At 50.0% G+C, this 19,424-nt stretch carries 17 protein-coding genes; 2 read left to right on the top strand and 15 right to left on the bottom strand.

Going from position 1 to position 19,424, the window contains the following annotated elements; all coding sequences use genetic code 11:
• Positions 1-91: 91 nt before the first annotated feature.
• Positions 92-1,330 carry a glycosyl hydrolase gene (locus CBR65_RS20490; protein ID WP_087468584.1) on the bottom strand — a complete coding sequence of 413 codons (1,239 nt, stop codon included), beginning with the start codon at positions 1,328-1,330 and terminating at the stop codon, positions 92-94.
• A 506-nt stretch (positions 1,331-1,836) separates the two neighbouring features.
• Here CBR65_RS20490 and uxaC point away from each other — a divergent pair.
• Positions 1,837-3,252, top strand: coding sequence for a glucuronate isomerase (gene uxaC / locus CBR65_RS20485; protein ID WP_087468583.1), 1,416 nt, complete (start codon positions 1,837-1,839; stop codon positions 3,250-3,252).
• 189 nt (positions 3,253-3,441) lie between these two features.
• Here the strand turns inward: uxaC and CBR65_RS20480 are convergent, their stop codons facing one another.
• A complete protein-coding gene (locus CBR65_RS20480) occupies positions 3,442-3,897 on the bottom strand; it encodes a carboxymuconolactone decarboxylase family protein (protein WP_087468582.1) in 456 nt (151 codons plus the stop codon).
• A gap of 46 nt (positions 3,898-3,943) precedes the next feature.
• Positions 3,944-4,765, bottom strand: coding sequence for an AraC family transcriptional regulator (locus CBR65_RS20475; RefSeq protein WP_087468581.1), 822 nt, complete (start codon positions 4,763-4,765; stop codon positions 3,944-3,946).
• Between the two features lie 129 nt (positions 4,766-4,894).
• Between CBR65_RS20475 and CBR65_RS20470 the strand changes: the two genes are divergently transcribed.
• Entirely contained in the window at positions 4,895-5,857 is a 963-nt protein-coding gene (locus CBR65_RS20470; RefSeq protein ID WP_232461262.1) for an AEC family transporter, read from the top strand.
• An 8-nt stretch (positions 5,858-5,865) separates the two neighbouring features.
• On the opposite strand, the gene CBR65_RS20465 is transcribed toward CBR65_RS20470, so the two are convergent.
• The 12 genes from CBR65_RS20465 to CBR65_RS20410 form a co-directional block, all read right to left on the bottom strand.
• Positions 5,866-6,348, bottom strand: a complete 483-nt coding sequence (locus CBR65_RS20465) for a GNAT family N-acetyltransferase (protein WP_087468580.1) — start codon at positions 6,346-6,348, stop codon at positions 5,866-5,868.
• 49 nt (positions 6,349-6,397) lie between these two features.
• Positions 6,398-6,889 (bottom strand): FHA domain-containing protein, encoded by a 492-nt coding sequence (locus CBR65_RS20460; RefSeq protein WP_157672174.1) that lies wholly within the window; start codon positions 6,887-6,889, stop codon positions 6,398-6,400.
• Entirely contained in the window at positions 6,886-7,773 is an 888-nt protein-coding gene (locus CBR65_RS20455) for an SMP-30/gluconolactonase/LRE family protein (RefSeq protein ID WP_087468578.1), read from the bottom strand. Before CBR65_RS20455 ends, CBR65_RS20460 begins: the two co-directional genes overlap by 4 nt.
• A gap of 57 nt (positions 7,774-7,830) precedes the next feature.
• Positions 7,831-9,375, bottom strand: a complete 1,545-nt coding sequence (locus tag CBR65_RS20450; protein ID WP_369825669.1) for a sodium/sugar symporter — start codon at positions 9,373-9,375, stop codon at positions 7,831-7,833.
• Between the two features lie 131 nt (positions 9,376-9,506).
• Entirely contained in the window at positions 9,507-10,292 is a 786-nt protein-coding gene (locus CBR65_RS20445) for an SDR family NAD(P)-dependent oxidoreductase (protein WP_087468576.1), read from the bottom strand.
• A 360-nt stretch (positions 10,293-10,652) separates the two neighbouring features.
• The gene (locus CBR65_RS20440) at positions 10,653-11,372 is read right to left on the bottom strand and encodes a FadR/GntR family transcriptional regulator (RefSeq protein ID WP_087468575.1); all 720 of its coding nucleotides are present in this window, start codon (positions 11,370-11,372) and stop codon (positions 10,653-10,655) included.
• Between the two features lie 226 nt (positions 11,373-11,598).
• A complete protein-coding gene (gene phoU, locus CBR65_RS20435; RefSeq protein ID WP_087469190.1) occupies positions 11,599-12,318 on the bottom strand; it encodes a phosphate signaling complex protein PhoU in 720 nt (239 codons plus the stop codon).
• Positions 12,319-12,338: 20 nt separating this feature from the next.
• A complete protein-coding gene (gene pstB / locus CBR65_RS20430) occupies positions 12,339-13,109 on the bottom strand; it encodes a phosphate ABC transporter ATP-binding protein PstB (RefSeq protein WP_232461458.1) in 771 nt (256 codons plus the stop codon).
• A gap of 142 nt (positions 13,110-13,251) precedes the next feature.
• Positions 13,252-14,940, bottom strand: a complete 1,689-nt coding sequence (gene pstA / locus CBR65_RS20425) for a phosphate ABC transporter permease PstA (protein WP_198300825.1) — start codon at positions 14,938-14,940, stop codon at positions 13,252-13,254.
• A 17-nt stretch (positions 14,941-14,957) separates the two neighbouring features.
• Positions 14,958-17,243, bottom strand: a complete 2,286-nt coding sequence (locus CBR65_RS20420; protein ID WP_087468574.1) for an ABC transporter permease subunit — start codon at positions 17,241-17,243, stop codon at positions 14,958-14,960.
• A gap of 214 nt (positions 17,244-17,457) precedes the next feature.
• A complete protein-coding gene (locus CBR65_RS20415) occupies positions 17,458-18,429 on the bottom strand; it encodes a PstS family phosphate ABC transporter substrate-binding protein (protein ID WP_087468573.1) in 972 nt (323 codons plus the stop codon).
• Positions 18,430-18,650: 221 nt separating this feature from the next.
• The gene (locus CBR65_RS20410; RefSeq protein ID WP_087468572.1) at positions 18,651-19,268 is read right to left on the bottom strand and encodes a Yip1 family protein; all 618 of its coding nucleotides are present in this window, start codon (positions 19,266-19,268) and stop codon (positions 18,651-18,653) included.
• Positions 19,269-19,424 lie beyond the last annotated feature (156 nt).

Genomic DNA, 19,424 nt, shown 5'->3' with positions numbered 1-19,424 from the left:
TGTTATAGTTATGAAGACCAGATCTTACCTGACCAGGTCATATTGTCATACAAGTTAACAGAATTTTACTTTTAACGGGAATGGCTCCGTATCACTGCGCAATAGTGGGGATGTCGTAAGCACCGGATATATCGCGATTGAAGGCGGTGAAGTCATCGGCATAAAAAGCCCGGAAATCCGCCAGGGTGCCGTTGTTGATATTCTCCGGTCGATTGGTCGGTACCCAGTAATGCGGCACCGGCTGACCATCCGGGCCGGGCACTCCTTCCGGCGCATTGCGCCACACCAGCAAAAAGGAAATCCGACGTGCTTCCGGGTCAGCCTTTAGCCCACCGATAAGCTTGCGATACCACTGGTTATCGAATTTACCCGCCTCAATGTCCGGTGCCCGAATGCCTATCTCGGAGATTGCCGCTACCTTGCCCCGCGCCTCTGCCATACGCACTACCAGTGCTGCATTAGCAACAACGTTGGCAAACCAGTCTGCGTTGTCGTCTGCCGGGCCATAGGTATCGAAACCCAGTACATCGACCCAGGCATCGCCGGGATAGCGTTCCAGATAATTGGCTTCGGTGACCTCCCGGAAATTATTCGGTGAGTAGGCGAACAGGAAATTATTTACCCCCCTGGTATCGCGCAGATACTCTACGGTAAACCGATACAGCGCCTTGTATTCTTCCGGTGTGGATTGTTCCGCGCCCCACCAAAACCAGCTGCCGGTATTTTCATGAAGGATGCGGAATACCACCGGTATCAGGGTACCTTTTTCATCACGCAGGTTATTCGCCCAATCAGCAACCTGATCCAGGTAGCCAACATAGGTAGCATGCGCCTCGCCACCAGGCAACGCAGCAACCACCGCTGGAGTTTTGTCCCAGGATGTACCTACCGGCCAGTTATCCGGTTTCTTCTGCTGGTCGGTCAAGGGGTTATCCGGGTGGGTGCTGACGGTGATAATACCGCCGCGGGCGTAGGCTTTTTTCACCTGCTCAACAATATCGCCTTCCTGCCTGGGCGTGATGATGGACAAGGTATCCCATCCATACACGGCAGCAAAATCACCTACGACGTTAAAGGTGTCCGACTGACTGCCATCGGTGGAGTGGATAGTCAGCCCTTGGGTAGTCTCATGTTGATGGCCAAACATGATGGAGCCCTTGGCTTGCTCACGCATAAATGCAAACAACGAACGTGTTTCCGGTGTTGCATGCTGGTTGACCAGACTCACCACCCTGAATTGCACGTCGGTTGTTGGCGTCACTCCGGACGGGGCATCCGCCTGACAGCCAAGCAAAAACAGCCCGGCCAGAATGTACGTTAATAGCTTCATTTTTATCTCTCGGTTATATGTCTTATGAGTTTAGTAAACCACTGCTAAATTTTTATAAACAATCGCGCTTACATAAATGAACCGGCCCATCCGGGCACTATCGGGCGGTTGGTATTTTTCGCGTCACAAGGTAGACTGGTGTACTAGCTGCAGCATAGCAGCGAGACCGCCTGTGAAGGTGGGTTACATAATGACAAGAATAGGGGAACAGGCTGCAAACAGGCCTAACCTGCGTCAGCGGCTCACGAGCGCCGACGTATAAAAATCAACCATGGAATCACCTGTAGTTCGTGAAATATTCGCTGAGATGCACATTGAGAGGTGCATTCTGAGGTTTATCAATATCCTGGCAGATAAACCCCTTCAGCAATACCTCACTTCCGGTTATAAAAGGCTGGATAAGGTATTGGCGAACTATTGGCACGATTCCTAAATCGACTTATACGGTGTTATATCCAGCAGGCTTGCGTGGCTAGAGCACAGGTATATTGTGAGGAACTGAGAGAATGAGCTTTATTCATGACGATTTCTTGCTCGATACCGAGCAGGCGCGTGTGCTCTACCACGACTACGCGAAAGATTTGCCCATCATCGATTACCACTGCCACCTGCACCCGGAGCAAGTCGGTAACAACAAACAATTCAAAAACCTCTACGAAGTCTGGCTGGCCGGCGACCATTACAAATGGCGCGCCATGCGCTCCAACGGTGTCGATGAACGCTATTGCACCGGCGATGCCAGCGACTGGGAAAAATTTGAAAAGTGGTGCGAGACGGTGCCGTACACGTTGCGCAACCCGTTGTACCACTGGACTCACCTGGAACTGCGTAAGCCCTTCGGTATTACGGATCGGTTACTCGATAAATCCAACGCAAAACGCACGTGGGACGAGTGTAACGAAATGCTCGCGACCCCCGAATTCAGTGCACGCGGTTTGATGACCCAGGCCAAGGTTAAGCTGGTGTGTACCACCGATGATCCGATTCACGACCTCGCCCATCACAAAGCGGTTGCCGCCGATAAATCCTTTGGCAGTGCCATGCTGCCGACCTGGCGGCCAGATCGCGCCATGGCGGTGGAAAGTGCAAAAGATTACAACGCCTATCTGGATCGTCTGGCCAACGTCAGCGATACCCAGATCAGCACCTTCGACGATTTGATGACAGCCCTCAACAAACGTCACGATTACTTCCACGCAAACGGTTGCCGCTTGTCTGACCATGGTTTGGAAACGGTTTACGCAGCGGATTACACCGAAGCAGAAATTAAAACCATCTTTGCCAGGATTCGCGGCGGCAGCGAATTGAATGCAGAAGAAATCGAAAAATTCCAATCCGCCATGATGGTGGAATTTGCGTTGCAAGATCACGCCAAAGGTTGGGTACAACAATTCCATATCGGTGCGATTCGCAACAACAACCCGCGCCTGTTCCGCACCCTTGGCCCGGACACCGGTTTCGACTCCATCGGCGATCACAACTACGCCAAACCCCTGGCGAAATTCCTCGGACGCCTCGACAGCGAAAATCGCCTGGCCAAAACCATTCTGTACAACCTGAACCCACGTGATAACGAAATGATCGGCACCATGATCGGTAACTTCCAGGACGGCTCTGCCGCCGGCAAGATCCAGTTCGGCAGTGGTTGGTGGTTCCTCGATCAAATGGATGGCATGACGCGACAAATTGAAGCCTTAAGCCAACTCGGTTTACTGAGTCGCTTCGTCGGCATGCTGACCGACAGCCGCAGCTTCCTCAGCTACTCACGCCACGAATATTTCCGTCGTATTCTGTGCGGCATTCTGGGGCGCGATATGGCCAAAGGTGTAGTGCCCAACGATACCAGTATGGTCGGCAAGATGATCAGCGATATCAGCTTTAATAATGCGAAGGAATATTTTCCGTTTGTTGTGCCAGAATAATGTGGGCAGCTTAACGAGGAAGGGTACTTCGTAATCCGTTTGTCATTAGGCTTTTGGTTTCGAAAACGCATGAATACATCCCTGTAGCTCCCTCAATTCATCCCTGAATTGAGGGTTTCGAAACCAAAAGCCTAACGCCAAACTCAGTTAGTGCAAGCGTCGAATTTTTCAGCTTCTTTTAGCGTTTCACTAAAGCGCTTTAAACTTCGGTTGAAAACGAAAACTGATCGCCAAGCGATTCCAGGCATTAATCGCCATAATCATACCTGTCAGATTCACCAATTCCTGCTCATTAAAGTGCGCCGCTACCGCCTCGTAATCTTCATCGTGAACAGGGTGTTGTGACAAGCGCGCCAGGGTTTCAGCCCAGCGTAATGCAGCCCTTTCCCGTTCAGAAAACACGCCAACTTCCGCCCAGGAAGCAACGACATCCAAACGTTCTTGTTGCTCGTCATCGTGACGTGCTTCGGCGGCGTGCATGTGCTGGCAAAATGCACAGCCATTGATCTGCGAGGTGCGTATTTTTACCAGGTGCAGAAGCTTGGGTTCCAGGCCATTGCGAACCGCTTGATCAAATACCGCGAGGGATTTCAACAGGGCCGGTTGTAATTCGTAAACACGCGCGGGCGTTAAACGTTCTTTCATGACAGTCTCCTTGATGGGGTAGAGACTCCATGGTGCCAGTGGTTGCTCAGGGAGAATTGTACTTTTGCGACAACTTTTTCTTGCGGTACTGACCCGGCGTTAATCCCGTTAACTTTTGAAACTGCCGAATAAAATGTGCCTGATCGTAAAAGCCCGTATATTGCGCCACATCTACCAGGGACAATTGCGGTTGATCGTTGATTAACTTGCGTGCCAGTTTGATCCGACCAAACTGCTTGAGCTGCCCCGGCGACAATCCCACCTCCTGATGAAATTTCCGCTCCAGGTTACGCCGGCTCATCGCTACCTGCTCACAGATGGCCTCAATCGACTCCGGGCTATAAATCAATTTGGGCAATACATGTTGTAACAACCCAGGTTGGGCAGAAATCTGTGCGGCTTGCTCCAACAACCAATTATCAATAAAACCAATTCGCTCCGGAATTGAGGTTAAATTGCCGAGCTTTTTTTGCAGCTCGTGCAAGGGACGAAACCCCAGATCCAGAGAAGAAAACTCTCTGCCAATCCACTCCGGCATTGATAGGCCCAGCAACTGAAAAACACCACCGGGATGGAAGCGAATACCAAGACAATCCTGCGCTCCACTGAGGTGGATTTTGTTTACAATTTGTCGGGCATAGAAAGAAATCCGAGTATCCTGATCGGGCGTAAAGTAAAAATTGATATTAGTACCGCCATCCGGATACAAGGTTTCTGTAGAACCTTGCGCCGACAGCCGCGATTGCATAACCCAGTAGCATTGCACCCAAGGACGCAATGCGGGATGCGGCATAAATCGTCGGAACCCCAGATGCCCGAGGTCGCCGATAAAGATGTCCGCCGAAGGTTCAAAAACGGGAAGGTGCATAGGCCACCTGTTAGGTATGAACAGCGAATACAGATTATCTGTAACAGAGACAAGATTTGATTATAGTGTCGGATACTTGCCAGCGTAAGATGAAGCGATGCAGTTCCCCACACACAGATCGGAGGTATAGTGCCCGACTCATCTGCCATACAGACTTTCAGTTTTGCATTTTCGGTCACTGCGCCTATCTTTCTGATGGTCCTGATCGGCATGGCATTAAAACGCCTGCGTATGATTACCGAAGAATTTATTGATACTGCTTCCAAACTGGTCTTTAACCTGGGGTTACCCACACTGCTATTTACCAGCAGCGCCACCACAAATTTCTCTCACCTCGCCGATATAAATCTGTTGCTGGCCATGGGCCTGATGACATTGATAGTGTTTGGGTTAACCCAATTAACCGCACGCTGGCATGTACAACACGCGCGCGATGAAGGGGTTTTTGTACAGGGTGCTTTTCGCGGCAATCTGGTCATCACCGGCTTGGCATTCTGTGCCAACGCCTATGGCGAACAAGGCTTGGCCATTGCTGCTTTACCGGTGGCCATGACCGTGGTGCTTTACAATTTGTTGTCTGTTTACACCCTGAATCGCAGCCTCAATCAAGGCAATGGAAAAACCTGGCATAAGACCTGGCGCGGCATCCTGCGCAATCCGTTGATTATCGCGATTGTCGCCGGCTTTGTATGTAATGCCATCGGCATCAGCCTGCCCGGTTTGATCCTTGATAGCGCTAATTACCTGGGACAAATGGTGTTGCCGCTCGCATTAATCTGCATTGGCGGTGCACTGAACTTGAAACAATTGCGCCGCATCGATGCGGCAGCCTTTATGGCAACACTGTGGAAATTAATTCTGTCGCCAATACTGGCTTGTGCTATTGCCATTGGTTTAGGGACACGCGGTGAAAGCCTGGCGATAGTATTTCTGCTCGCCGCATCGCCATCGGCAACTGTCAGCTTCGTGATGGTACAAGCTATGGGTGGCAACGGAAAATTGGCCGCCAATATCATCGTGCAAACAACACTGGCCGCGATGATCAGCGTAACGGTGGGATTGTGGTTATTGCAGTGGTTAAAATTTGTATAATCCGAAGATTACAACCACTTCTGCCAAAACAGTGCTTTGCCCATTTGTGGGTCCAGTTCATAGCCAGCAAACCCGAACTTTTTATAAGCGGCTTGCGCGGCGCTATTACCTTCAAGCACTTCCAGCGTGAGCTTGCAGCAGTTTCTTTGTTTTGCAATGGCTTCAACGCAAGTCAACATAACATGACTGATATGGCGGCCGCGATACTCTCGCCTTACTACGATATCGTGAATATTGATCAATGGGCGCGCTTTGAAAGTCGAAAAACTTTCAAAGCAATTAACGAGCCCCACCGCTTGGTCATCGACATAACACAATACCGTGAAAGCGAAAGATCGGCGGGCAAGTTCGTCAACAATGCACTGTGCTACCGCATGGTCCAGCGGTGCACCACCACCCATGGGGTCGCGCGCGTAGTGGTCAAGCAATGCCACAATATCGCGCGCATGTTGGGGATTGGTGTAGTCGGCGAGAAAAACATCAGGGTTCATGATTCAGTGCCTGGCTCGTTGTTCAACGGGCATCAGGAAAGGACTGATTTCAAACACCTGGTGTGCGAGTAGCGCGGGTTTTAATTTTAAAAAATATACGCTCGCCATCATCACCGTCACTATTGATAGCGGCACCCAGCTTAAAACAGCCGTTACCAATTAATGGCGTCGATTCATTCTGGATTCGAAAACTTTGCGACAGGCTGAGTTGAATGAAGGTACCGTTGCGGCTGAAATCGCGCAGTAAAAATTTACCACCATGGAATTCAACAGCGCAATGTTTGCGCGATGCAAATTCAGAGCTGACTGATAAACCGGCGCTGGTATCATTGCGACCGATTTCAAAGGGCGTCTCTTCGGGAGAGACCATGACCGGAAATCCGTGATAATAAAGTTCCAGTACAATTTTGTCCGACTCCGGATAATCCGTATTCAGCACAGTGGATTCCATAACATGCCTCTCCAAGGTCTTGTCGGTTAACAGGGATTCGCCCGAAACACTACCCTGCCAGCCCGAATAATACAAGGGACCAGAACTCATACAGGCCGATACCGTTCTTCCGGTAACCCGCATACATCTGTCTGGTAAATAAATAATGCACCGGCCTGCGGTTGCACAGCCAGTTGCGAATTGCTGAGCCCTTTTCGCGCACTGGTAACAAAAAGCCAATTCATCTCAGGACCACCCAACGCCACACAGGTTGGTTGTGTCACGGGCAGGTTCAGGATGCGATCAACTTCTCCTGTTGGAGAATAACGCACCACACGACCACCACCCCATTGCGCATTCCACACATAACCTTGCTGGTCAACGCAAGCGCCATCCGGCTCAATGCCGGGCGGCACTTTCGCAAAGATTTTTTTATTGCTGAGCTGGCCATTTTGCGCATCAAAATCATACACATCGACCTGGTAATTCGGCGAGTCAGCGTGATACAACTTGAGCGAGTCGGGGCTCCAACACAAACTGTTGGATATCCGTAAACCTTCAAGATGCCGTGTCACACCCTGCTGCCTATCCAGACAATAGAGCGCTGCTGCCTGGTCATCCGACAGTTTCTGCTCCACCGTTGTGCCCGCCCAAAAACGCCCCTGCCGATCTACCCTGCCATCATTAAACCGATTGCCCGCCAATGTAAGTTCCGGTCGTGCAATCCAGTCACAGCGACGTGTATTCAGGTCAAACCAGGCAAATCCGGTCGCCAGCGCGAGCAACAAACGTGAATCACCCTCAACAAAAGCAAAACTGCCTACTGGTTCAGGTGTTACCCACTCGTCCAATTTTTTTTCTGTAGGAGAATAGCGATACAGTTTTGCCGCCGGAATATCTGTCCACCAGACGCACTGATCGTGCTGATTCCACTGAACCCCTTCACCGAGAATATTTTCACAAACAACTGTATCGCGTAACTGAAACCGTGACATGACTTACCAGATTGTATAAATACAACAAGAACGCCCCTCGAAAGGGGCGTATGGGAATTACCACCAGGCGGCGTAAAGGGCGATTAAAATTAGAACGACACCGAGGGTGGCGATGTTGAAACTCGCTTCGGTTTTGAATTCTATGCCTTGCAGATCAACAGCTTTTTCCTGCACTTTACCGCCAGAAGCAAGCGAAATAATAACCGCTAGCAGAACGCACAAAATAAAGACAATGCCTACGCGGTCGATAAAAGGCAAACTCGGCCAGAAAAAATGAAACAATGCTGACAGCACGAATGAACCCACAGCAGCGACCAGTGCCGCTGTGCCGGTAGTTTTCTTCCAGAAGAAGCCTAATAAAAAGATAACCACAATACCTGGCGTAAAGAAGCCAGTGAAGGTTTGGATAAATTGAAAAGCCTGCGGCAAGTTACCCAACAACGGCTGGGCAATAATCACTGCAATGATCATTGACAAGATCGCAACAGAACGACCAATAACCACCGTCTTGTTCTCGGAAGCGTTGCGATCAATAATTTGCCGATAAATATCCATGGTGAAAATAGTTGCAATACTGTTGGTCATTGAGCCCAGAGATGAGGCGATGGCCGCAACCAATGCAGCAAAGGTGATACCCAGCAAACCATGAGGAACCAACTTCATCATTTCCGGATAAGCCTGATCAGGTCGCTCTAATTCGGGAGCCAGAACCGCCGCAGCAATACCGGGAATAACCACGATAATCGGCATCAATAATTTCAGATACGCCGCAAATGCAATACCTTTTTGTGCTTCTTGCAAGCTTTTGGCCGCCAGTGCGCGCTGTGTAATGTATTGGTTAAAACCCCAATAAGAGAAGTTCATGATCCACATACCCCCAAGCAGTACTGACAAACCGGGCAGATCAATGTAATTGGGATTCGATGGTTCCAAAATCATGTCAAACTTTTCTGGCACTTGCGCCAACATCATTGTAAAACCTTGCCAGGCTCCCTCACCCGCCGCGATTTTATCCAACGATAAATAGGTCACCAAAAAGCCTCCGAAGATCAGCAATACCACCTGAATAATATCGGTCAGCGCAACAGCTTTCATACCGCCGTAAATCGAGTACACAATTGAAAAAACTGCAAGAAAGACCAGGCCGTAGGTAATATCAAAACCGGTAATCGCATTGATGGCCAATGCACCTAACCACAAGATAGAGGTCAGATTCACCAGGGTGTACAGGCCAAGCCAAAATACGGCCATGATAATGCGCACACGATGGTCGTAACGATCTTCCAAAAATTGCGGCATGGTATAAATGCCTTTGGCGAGGAAAATCGGCAGGAAATATTTACCGACAATAATCAGGGTTATCGCCGCCATCCATTCATAGGAGGCGATTGCCATACCGATGGCGAAGCCTGACCCGGACATACCGATAATTTGTTCAGCGGAAATATTGGCCGCAATCAGCGAGGCACCGATTGCCCACCAGGGAAGGGATTTACCAGCAAGAAAATAATCTTCTGCGTTTTTTTGATGACCAGCTTTTTCGCGGGATACCCACCAAGCAATAAAGACCAATGCTACGCCATAAAGGCAAAACACCGCCATATCAAGCGAATTAAGGTTCACGTCTTTTCCTCGTTAGTTGTTTGTTGACATCACTGTGTATTTTTTTATTTCCCTTGCCTTGTTATTGCTCGAATGCTGAAGCATCCTTTTTGTTGTTATAAAATTTTTATTTACGCGCGGCCACCATCAACCACAAATTGTTGAGAGGTGATCATCGCTGCATCATCGGAGGCAAGAAACAGAGCCATCTTGGCGACATCGTGAGCACCGAGGCGTTTTTTCAGGCACACACGTTTCATCCACTCCTGCTCCTGTTCCGGCGTCAGCCATTTCTCCAATTGCTTCGGTGTTGCTACCCAGCCGGGTAAGATGGAATTCACGCGAATATTATCGTTGCCAAAATCCGTTGCCAGTGCCTTGGTAATTCCCAACATGCCCGCTTTGGCCGTGATATAGCTGGCGAGATTAGGCGGTCCGAATTGAGTATTGATCGAACTGATATTCAGGATCGATCCCCCCCCTTGGGCAATCATCATGGCATGTACGGTTTGCGCAGCAAAAAAGGCCGGATGCAGATTAATGGCCAAGCCATCGAGCCACTGCTGTTCTGTCAATGTGCGAACATCGTAGCGTTGATCATTGGCCGCATTATTAATCAACACAGTGATGTCGCCGAGCGCCTGTTGTGCTGCAACAATGCTCGCGCGCAAGGCTTCAATATCACTCACATCACACAACGCAAACCAGGGGCGTTTGAGACCCTTTGCCACTAACTCAGCACATAGTGTGTCAGCGGCTTGTTGATCGATATCTACAAAAGCCACTGCTGCATCTTGTACGGCAAAGGCCTCCACCAGACTGGCACCGATGCCGCTGGCGCCCCCGGTAATAAATACCGTGCGAGACGCCAGACTGGCATAGCGCGTATAGCCCTGATGGGTCGAATAGCTGTACATGTCATTAAACTCCCGCGACGCTCTGTCGCCGCTGGCTTTGGTTGAAACCGGGGTTTCAATCCAATGGAGGAACCAGGCACCCCGTGCAGTGTGTCTTGTCAGACTGGCACCGTTTTGCCTATGTTCCCCCGTGCATCATTTATATATTCCCGCCGGTCATCCTCATGAGCTTCCGCGTGTTATGGACGCGTAGCGGACCGGCACGACTTTACCATAGGCGCTGGAGATCCTGCGCAAGCCCTTAACACTATTCAAGAAAGGGAGCGCATGCTGCCAGACTTGGGGGCAAGGGTTCAAGGTGATTGACGCCTGCCCGGGCAATGCAAGCCTGCCTGTGGTATCGGGAAAATATGAATTGCCTCAGGATTTTCGGCTGCTGATGGAATTATTGATCAGTTGCTGGGCTTCAAGCAGCAGCGAACGCACCGCCGCATTGGCGGCATCCGGTTTACCGGCGCAGATCGCGTCGTAGATCTTTTTATGATCGTCATAGTTGGCGTTAAGCACGCCTTTTAACTGGTTGGTGCTTGCAATACTCACGCGCAGGGCTACCTGGATAAAGTCCCGCAACTGAAAGAAGAAGCGGTTATTGCTTGCAGCAAGAATTGAACAATGAAAATCGATATCGGCCTCCAAAGGATCGTCCTTTCCCTCATCAGCGCTTTTCATGCGCGCCAGGGCTACACCGATGGGCTTGATTCTGGCTTCTTCCTGATAATTCTCCGCTGCCAGCGCAGCCGCTTCCGGCTCAATAGCCAAACGCAGCTGGGTGAACTCTTTCAGCAATTCCAGGGATGGTCGCGAATTCAGAGTCCAGGCAAGCACATCGGGATCGAACATATTCCAGTGGGTGCTCGGCATCACGCGAATGCCTTGGCGCGGGCGGGATGCGATGAGGCCTTTGGCGGTCAGCATCTTGACAGCTTCACGGGTGACGCTGCGGCTGATATTAAATTGCTGTGATAACTCCGCTTCCGTGGGAAAAGTTTTATCGACGGCGTAGTGCCCCTGAATGATGGCAGCACCTAATTGATGGGTAAGTTGGTAAGTAAGATTACGCCCGGCATCTAACATGTTCATTTAGCCTATTAATATTATGTATGTGCATTATATCCGCAGGAGGTAGCCATTGAAAGCTACATTGATTGAAGAAAAAACGATCACATTATGAAGAGCTAAACGACAACAAGGCAAGCTTGGCGCCTTGTTCAATGTCACAGGAGGAGGAAAAGTTATAAAGGGGAAGGCGGTCCGGGCGGGATTTTATCCGCACCCGGGAATTCAAGAGCCACAACAGGGTTACAGGTTATTCCGAATCCTGTATGTGCTCGGCGATGTCGTCCAGACTGCTGTGCCGAACATCTTGTCCCTTAATCAGGTAGATCACATATTGCGCCAGATTCCGCGCATGATCACCGATACGCTCAAGCGCGCGCAATGACCACATGATGTTGAGTACACGCGTGATACTGCGTGGATCTTCGATCATAAAGGTGATCATCTCGCGCATGGCAGTGCCGTACTCCATATCGACGACTTTGTCGGTTTGCACTACGTGCAGTGCCATGTCCATATCCAGGCGCGCAAAAGAATCCAGTGCGTCCTGCAACATCCGCGATACATGGCCGCCGATATGACGCACTTCCACGTAGCCGCGCGGCGCCACACCGTCACGATTGAGTGCAATGGCCTGGCGAGCAATTTTACTGGCTTCATCACCAATCCGCTCAAGGTCTGTAATCGCTTTGGTTACCGCTATAACCAAACGCAAATCACTCGCGGCGGGTTGCCGACGCGCCAGGATACGCACGCATTCTTCGTCAATGGAAATTTCCATTTGATTGACGCCTTTATCGCCGCGTACAACCTGTTCTGCTTTCTCCAGATCGGCATCAATCAACGCCTGGATCGCATCATTCACCTGCCGTTGGGCCATGCCGCCCATCTCCGACAAATGCTTTCTGATATCGTCCAGCTCAATGTTGTATTGCTGGGAAATATGGTGAGTATGACTGGTAATATCCATAACCATCTTGTGTCTCCGCCTTAACCGTAACGACCGGTAATGTAGTCTTCAGTTTGTTTCTTCACCGGATTGGTAAAGAGCGCATCCGTTGCCCCATGTTCCACCAGGTCACCCATATACATAAAGGCTGTAAAATCGGAAACCCGCGCCGCCTGCTGCATATTGTGGGTCACAATAACAATGGTGTATTTGTTTTTCAGTTCGTAAATTAATTCTTCAATTTTTAACGTAGAAATCGGGTCCAGTGCTGATGCGGGCTCATCGAGCAAAATAACTTCCGGCTCAATCGCAATCGCGCGCGCAATAACCAGACGCTGTTGCTGACCACCGGACAAACCGAATGCATTATCGTGCAAACGATCTTTGACTTCATCCCACAGCGCCGCGCCGCGTAGAGAGTTCTCTACCACCGTATCGAGAATGCGCTTGGATTTCACGCCTTGCAAGCGTAGTCCATAGGCAACATTCTCATAAATCGATTTCGGGAAAGGATTGGGTTTTTGGAACACCATACCCACCTGGCGACGCAATTCGGGAACATCGACATCTTTCGCATAGATATTTTTCCCGCCCATCAAAATCTCGCCTTCGATGCGGCAACTGTCGACCAGGTCATTCATCCGATTGAAGCAGCGTAACAATGTAGATTTACCACAACCCGACGGACCGATAAAAGCCGTTACTTTTTTCTCTGGAATAGCCAGGCTGACATCATTCAACGCCCGCTTTTGATCGTAGTACAAATTCAGGTTTTTAACTTCCAGTTTGATGGTTTCATCAGTCAATGACATAGTCGTGTTTGCCTGTGAGTGAGGTCGATTATTGGCCGTATCAATGGCGACGTCAGGCCGCTTCCGCGTAGCCGGTTGGTTCGCGGTGGACGATGAGGTAACTTCCAATTCGGACGTTTCTAGCATGATTGTGCTCCGCTTATCAATCGGACGCGCTGCGATATTTTTCACGCAGATTGTTCCGGATTTTGATGGCTGCGATGTTCAGGATGACGATCAACATCACCAGGACCAGTGAGGTAGCGTAAACCAGGGGGCGCGCTGCTTCTACGCTCGGACTTTGAAAACCGACGTCATACACATGGAAACCCAGGTGCATGATTTTTTGATCGAGATGCAAGTAGGGGTAATTGCCATCGACCGGTAAAGAGGGAGCCAATTTCACAACACCCACCAGCATCAAGGGTGCCACTTCGCCTGCCGCACGAGCGATAGCCAGAATTAACCCGGTCATCATCGCCGGTGTTGCCAAGGGCACAACCACTTTCCACAAGGTTTCTGCTTTGGTGGCGCCCAGCGCGAGACTGCCCTGACGAATCGTACTGGGAATACGCGCCAAACCTTCTTCGGTGGATACAATGACTACCGGCAGCGTTAACAGTGCCAGCGTCAGCGAAGCCCAAAATAATCCGGGCGTACCGAAGGTCGGCGCAGGCAATGACTCCGGGTAAAACAATTGGTCAATGTTGCCACCAAGAAAATACACAAAGAAGCCGAGACCAAAAACGCCGTATACGATGGAGGGTACACCGGCGAGGTTGTAGACCGAGATCCGAATCAGTCGCAACACCGTTCCCTGCCGAGCGTACTCGCGTAAATAAATTGCTGCCAATACACCGAAGGGCGTTACCATGATCGACATGACGATCACCATGGTCACAGTGCCGAAGATGGCCGGGAAGATACCACCTTCGGTATTTGCCTCACGTGGCTCGTCTGTCAGGAATTCCCAGAAGCGCTCCAGATACTGAATCGATTTGGCAACCACACCCATATCGTTAGGGCGTGTAATGCGCACGATTTTTTCGAAGGGAATAACCACTTCTTTTCCATCGGCGGTGGTCGTTAGTAATTGGTCACGCTTGGTGCGCGCCAGGATTTCATCGCGCTCAGCTTTAATGGTCAAGTATCGGGCATCAAGCTCTGCACGCCGCTGGGCGATCTCCGCCTGTTCCCGGGCAAGCTCTTCACCGCTTACACCGTCCAACTGCAAACGCCGTTCCTTCAGACGCAAACGTTCCAATCCGTTATTGATACGACCGATGCTGACTTTTTCTATCTCACGCAACTCGGCAAATAAATTAACACTGCGTTCAACACGTTGCTCAAGTTGTTGCCAGAAATCACCACTGCCGTAACGGCTGACAGTATTGCCATCTTCACGGATCTCTACCGGATAGCCGTAGTAGTTGCCCCACTCGCGCCGTTCGATAACAATCGCCTGATCAGGGTATTCCCATTCATCCATACCGGTTTCGAGATACCACATAAAATCGCGGGAGCTGACGTCGCGATTACCTTGCTTGATGAGATGGCGAGTTACCAGTTCGACATTTTCCGGCACCGTGTAGCCATTATCACGCGCTACGGCGGTCGGAATCACTTCACTGCGCACCGCTTCGCCCATCACGGCATGGCGATTCCCTTCACGATCCACAATCGTGGTGTGCAGAATATCCGCAGGCCAAAAATGGCCGAAACCGCGAATGGCGATCAAAGCAAGCAACCCGATTACCATGACCATGGAAACGGCTACCGCACCACCGTTCAGCCAGATCCAGGGAGAGCCGCTTTTAAACCAACTGGTGATGCTGTTTGATTTGGATTTCATAATTATCTCTCCAGGCATCACAGGCTGCTGTAACGTCGGCGCAACCGCTGACGCACTATTTCAGCAAGCGTATTAACAATAAAGGTCAATGCAAGCAACGCCAGGGCAGCGAGGAATAGAACGCGGAAGTGACTGCTACCTACCGCAGTTTCCGGCAGTTCTACCGCAATATTGGCTGACAAGGTGCGCATGCCTTCGAAGATATTGAAGTTCACAATCGGGCTATTGCCGGTCGCCATCAATACGATCATCGTTTCACCTACTGCACGGCCAAAACCCATCATCACCGCCGAAAAAATACCGGGGCTGGCTGTGGGCAATACAACCCCAACCATCGTTTGCCAACGCGTCGCACCGAGCGCCAATGAACCTTGCGTAAGATGGCGCGGCACATTGAACAATGCATCTTCCGCGATTGAAAAAATGGTAGGAATCACGGCAAAGCCCATCGCAATACCAACAACCATCGCATTGCGTTGATCATAGGTAATGCCATTGTCAGTAAACCACTGACGCATACTGCCGTCGAAGAACAAGACCTCCACGTGAGGGCTGGCAGCGACACAAGCCCAGCCTGTCAACAGGATCGGGATAACCAGAATTACCGCTTCCCATCCGTCGGGTATCAGGTTGCGAATGGCAGCGGGTAAGCGGCTCCAGAAAAATGCAACCATTAGCATCATCACCGGCATCAGAAAAAGAATGCTGAACGTTGCCGGCAAATGATTTTCAATGAAAGGAGCCAGCCATAAACCGGCAAGGAAACCGAGAATAACCGTCGGCAAGGCTTCCATAATCTCAATAGTCGGCTTCACGTAACCACGCAGCTTGGGCGTCATAAAATACGCGCTGTAGATGGCTCCCATGATGCCCAGGGGAATGGCGAATAACATGGCGAACATTGCCGCCTTCAGTGTACCAATCGAAAGCGGAACCAAGCTCATCTTGGCTTCCGATTCATCGCTACCGGATGAGGCCTGCCAAATATATTCCGGTTCTGAACGGCCTTCGTACCAGACTTTTTGCCACAGTGAACTGAAAGAAATTTCCGGGTGTTTATTCCACACATCCGCAACATGGATTTGGCGATTTTCATCCATGACCAGCAACCGGCCATTAATGGGCGATATCGCTAAATGCTGGATTGCAGTATCGGCGATGGGCTCCACTAGTAATGTGCGCGAAGAGGTTCCGTAGTATGCACCAATGGTTCCTTGATCATCTCCCACCCAAAAACCGCGACGGTTGTGTTCCGGCGCAATGGTCGTCACCTTGCCGGGTAGTGGTTCAAAATCCCGTACCGGTTTGATGTGGTATTGATTGTCCGCGTCACGCACCAAAAACCATTGGCTGACGCTGCCAGTATCAGTACCTATAGCAACCGATCCGGTGCCGATCAGAAATTGCATGGCGGTGACCTGACCGCGCTCTGTCGGCACCCCTTCACGACGTTGGATATCGTTTGGTTTAGCAATATCGAATAAATGAAGATTGGCGCGATCATCAGCAATCAGCAGATGCTGTCCTGTGCTGTCCAGCTGAATAAACTTCGCTTGCGCGCCGTCAGGCAATGCAGGCATCGGGTAAATTTCCTGCGTCACTTTGGTGATGCCAAGAATGTTGGTTCGCGCTGAGAAAACACCGAGCAGCAAGCGATTGTCGGCAGTGGCGGCTGCGATGTATATGGCATTCGCGCCTTGCTGTATGGCCACCTGATTCAGCGCCGCGCCCTGTTCATCCAATTGAATAGGTTTATCACCCAGCGGGTATGCCAGACTGGGGGTCACCAGACGCTCGTCGTTCGGGTAGCTCAGTTTATATTCCGGTTTGGCAACACCAATCTGGCCGTTGGCAAAGCCGTATATCACTAGGCCATCTGCCGCTGTGCCAGTACCAGTTGCCGTCAGCTCAGCCTGTTCCGGTACGGGCATCTGCTCGGTCAGGCTCACGACACCATCATCGGCCCGAAAAAAGCTGACGCTACCAAGGCGATTAAAACTAGCGCCAATTTCTTCGTAGCGCTCCAGAATGAGGTGGATTGCAGGATCATCCACTGATGCGACACTGGCCTGGTAAGTCTTTTGTACGTCAACGGAACTGCTGCGTAATAAGGGAAAGACTTCGGAGAATAAATAAAGAAAGATAAGCCCCAGTGCGCCAACCACTGCCATTCCGGCCGCCGCAACGCCGTATCGTGAGACAGCATCGCGAATATTGCGGATTTTTCGCAAGCGAGCCCGCTGGCGTGCATCTGGCATCAGGCTTGGTGGGGTCTGCTCAGCGGTGGAGAGTAGCTCTGACATGATCAAAAGGTCCCGGGCAAGAAGAGTTCTGTGCGCCTTTCTGATGGCGTGGGAATCCTAACAACCAAAAATGACACTTTTGTTACAAAAACGCATTACTACAAAAATGTTTCATTCTGATTGCTAAATAATGACATTGTTTTTAACTGCACCAAAAAAACAAAACCGCCGGCATTTGCCAGCGGTTTTATTCACATTTGGAAAGTACTGTTTATCACAGCTGTAGATCTTTCATTGCTTTCGCGGATACTGCGGCAGGCAATGGAATATAGCCATCACGCACAACCACTTCCTGCCCTTGCTTGGAAAGTACCATCTTCAGGAACTCCGCCTGAAGCGGATCAAGCTTGCGGTTAGGATGCTTGTTAATGTAGACAAAAAGCGTACGCGCTAAAGGATAAGAACCGTCCAGCGCGTGATCGGCATCAGCAGGAGAAAATTCATCACCGGCCTTGGCAGCCAAAGGAACAGCACGAACACCAGAAGTAATGTAACCAATACCGGAATAACCGATACCGTTGATCGACTCTGAAACACCTTGTACAACAGAAGCAGAACCTGGTTGTTCATTGATGCTTGCTTTGTAGTCACCACCACACAGGGCAACATCTTTGAAGTAACCATAGGTACCTGATACGGCGTTACGGCTGTAGATAGTGAAGTCACGATTTGCCCAGCCACCAGTCAAACCCAGCTCGCCCCAACGGGTAATGTCTTTATCATTGCCGCATTTGCGGGTTGCAGAAAACACCGCATCTACTTGCGCAATAGTCATACCTTTGATTGGGTTATCTTTATTTACGTATACCGCTAACACATCGATAGCTACCGGCACAGCGGTGGGCTTGTAGCCATGCTTGGCTTCAAACGCTTCAATTTCAGAGGACTTCATCTCCCGGCTCATGGGGCCGAAATTGGACGTTCCTTCCGTCAGGGCTGGTGGCGCGGTAGAAGAACCAGCACCTTGAATCTGAATATTTACATTAGGATAAAACTTGGCATATTCCTCAGCCCAAAGTGTCATCAGGTTATTCAACGTATCTGAACCGATACTGTTGACGTTACCTGATACACCGGAGATTGCCTTGTATTCCGGCAGATCCTGATCAACCGCTGCTTGTACCACTGCTGCACAAGCCATGGAACCGACCAAAGCCAGTCCTGTTAATAATTTCTTGGCGTTCATTGAGCGCTCCTGAGTTCATTTGGATACAAAGACTTAAAAACTCGTCTGCTGACAGGTGAGTAATCTCATCCCTGCGATGCACTCTAACGGGGCTTTGTTACAGTTATGTGACGAACCCACGCTTGCTTCATAAAAACGTCATATGTCATTTTTATGAACCCCAAATGAAAAACGGGCAGCATAAGCCACCCGTTTTTATGATCAAGTAAATAAGCTTTTTATCAGTTTGTGTATATCGGCCCAAAGCCTGAGCCCCACACAATAACGGTCGCGACCAGTACCACAACCGCAAGTACAAGCCCCACCGTAATGACCGAGCTGGCGTAAATGAAGCCGCGCTCTTTTGGTATATTCATCAGGATTGGAATACCTTCATAAATCAAATAAACGGAATAACAGGCGGCCACAATAAACACACTGGCAACGACCCATAATTGCGGATACAACAAGATGATGCCGGCCAACATCATAGGCGCTGATGAATACACAGCCAAGGCGGTACCTTCGTAATGACGTTGGTGGGCGTCATCGGCAACCCCAAAACTACGCGACATCCAATTGATGTACTCACCCAAAATATAAACGGCAACCAGCTGCGCCACATAGGCGCCCAAGCACAACCACAAAGCGCTTTGTGCAGTGAGTTTTACCACGCCGCCATTACCTACACTCCAACCTATTTGGGTTACACCGAAATAAGCTGCAATAACCGGAATCAATGCTAACAGTGGCGTGTGAACTAAAAACACTCGGATAAACGAGTGACGCTCATTGCGAATTCTTTGCCATTCACGATCAGGATTGATAAAGACACCGAGGGTATGCTGCAACATCGCCATAAAAATACTCCAGATAATTCATTTTTATTAGAACGCGTTTAGTATCAGCCAGTTATTTCAGGCTCACAAAGAAGTTATCGAGATATTAGATAATCGGTAATCAACAATAGTTCTAATAAATAGCACTTAGGTCTAAGTGCTATTTCATTTAGATCA

This window comes from Cellvibrio sp. PSBB006 (assembly GCF_002162135.1).
Classification (GTDB): domain Bacteria; phylum Pseudomonadota; class Gammaproteobacteria; order Pseudomonadales; family Cellvibrionaceae; genus Cellvibrio.
Note: the sequence above shows the minus strand (reverse complement) of the source record. Positions and strands in the feature narration are given on the sequence as shown.